General features: G+C 67.6%; 1 protein-coding gene. It reads left to right on the top strand.

The genetic code is table 11. The features are described 5' to 3' along the window. Positions 1–66: 66 nt before the first annotated feature. Positions 67–1,845, top strand: coding sequence for an IS1634 family transposase (locus KF780_14095; GenBank protein ID MBX3562933.1), 1,779 nt, complete (start codon positions 67–69; stop codon positions 1,843–1,845). Positions 1,846–1,859 lie beyond the last annotated feature (14 nt).

The following is a 1,859-nucleotide window of genomic DNA, read 5'->3' as shown; positions in this document are numbered from 1 at the left end:
ACTGAAAGCAGCTGGCGTTTCTGATGTGATTTTGTAGTCACTAAATGTGTTGACTTTTCGAGCCTGTTGCGCTATTATTACCGCATGGCTCGTCGCGGATCGGCAGTCCACGTCGTCACTACCACTCGCCACTACAAAGGCCGCGTCTACAAAACCCACCTGCTGCGCCGCTCCTTCCGCGAAGGCGGCAAGGTCCGCAACGAAACCCTCGGCAATCTCTCGCACCTGCCCGACGACGTCATCGAGCTCATTCGGCGCGCCCTCCGCGGCGAGACCCTCGTCCCCGCCGAGGCCGCCTTCCAGATCCTTCGCTCCCGCCCCCACGGCCATGTCGCCGCCGTGCTCGGGACCATCCAAAAGCTCGGCCTCGACCGCATCCTCGCCTCCCGTCCCAGCCCCGAACGCGACCGCTGTGTGGCGCTCATCGCCGCCCGCGTGCTCGCCCCCGGCTCCAAGCTCGCCACCGCCCGCACCCTGAACCACGAAACCGCCACCTCGACTCTCGGCGAGATCCTGCAGCTCGATCAGGTCGAAGCCGATGATCTCTATGCCGCCATGGATTGGCTGCTCCAGCGCCAGCCCAAGATCGAGCAGGCGCTGGCCAAGCGGCATCTGTCGGGCGGCGCGCTGGTGCTCTACGACGTCAGCTCCAGCTACTTCGAAGGCCGCCACTGCCGCCTGGCCCGCCTCGGCCACTCGCGCGACGGCAAGAAGGGCTCGTTGCAGATCGTCTACGGGCTGCTGTGCAACGCCGCCGGCTGTCCGGTGGCCGTGGAGGTCTACGAGGGCAACACCGCCGATCCGCGCACGCTGACCGATCAGATCCAGAAGGTGCGGCGGCGCTTCGGTCTCGAGCGCGTCGTCTTCGTCGCCGATCGCGGCCTGCTCACCAGCGCCCGCATCGACCAAGAGCTCCGCCCGATCGAGGGACTGGACTGGATCAGCGCGCTGCGCTCGGAGCAGGTCCGCAAGCTCGCCCAAGACGACGGGCCGCTGCAGCGGTCGTTGTTTGACACCGCCGACCTGGCCGAGATCCGCCATCCCGACTTCCCCGGCGAGCGTTTGATCGCCTGCCTGAACCCGTTGCTTCAAGCCGAGCGGGCGCGCAAGCGCGAAGATCTGTTGCGGGCGACCGAGCGCGAGCTCGACCAGATCGTGGCGGCCACCGGGCGCGAGCAACGGGCGCTACGCGGGCAAGACCGCATCGGGCTGCGGGTGGGGGCGGCGCTGAACCGCTTCAAGGTCGCCAAGCACTTCCAGATCACGATCACCGAGACGGCGTTCAGCTATGCGCGCAAGCAGGATTCGATCCAGGCCGAGGCGCGGCTGGACGGCATCTACGTGCTGCGCACCTCCGCGCCGGCTGACGTAATCGACGCCGCCGGGACGGTTCGCGCCTACAAGGGGCTGGCGGCCGTGGAGCGGGCGTTTCGGTGCTTGAAGACGGTCGATCTGCACGTGCGACCGATCCACCATCGGCTCGATGCGCGGGTGCGCGCGCATGTCCTGCTGTGCATGCTGGCGTACTACGTCGAGCACCACATGCGACAGGCGCTGGCGCCGTTGTTGTTCGCCGAGGACGACCCGGCCGGCGCCGCCCAGCGCCGCGGTTCGCCGGTCGAGCCCGCCACGCCGTCAGAAAGCGCCGAGCGCAAGGCGGCGACCAAACGCTCGGCCGACGATCAACCCGTGCACCACTTCCGCGGATTGCTCGACCATCTGGCCACGCTGACGAAGAACACCGTCCAGCCTCACAGCGGGTTGCCGGCGTTCGATCAGCTCACCGTCCCGACGCCGCTGCAACGACAGGCCTTCGAACGGCTCGACGTCCCCCTCTCCTTGTAGTCAGAACCCAGCCG

The organism is Sphingomonas sp. (assembly GCA_019635535.1).
Taxonomy (GTDB): domain Bacteria; phylum Pseudomonadota; class Alphaproteobacteria; order Sphingomonadales; family Sphingomonadaceae; genus Allosphingosinicella.
Note: the sequence above shows the minus strand (reverse complement) of the source record. Positions and strands in the feature narration are given on the sequence as shown.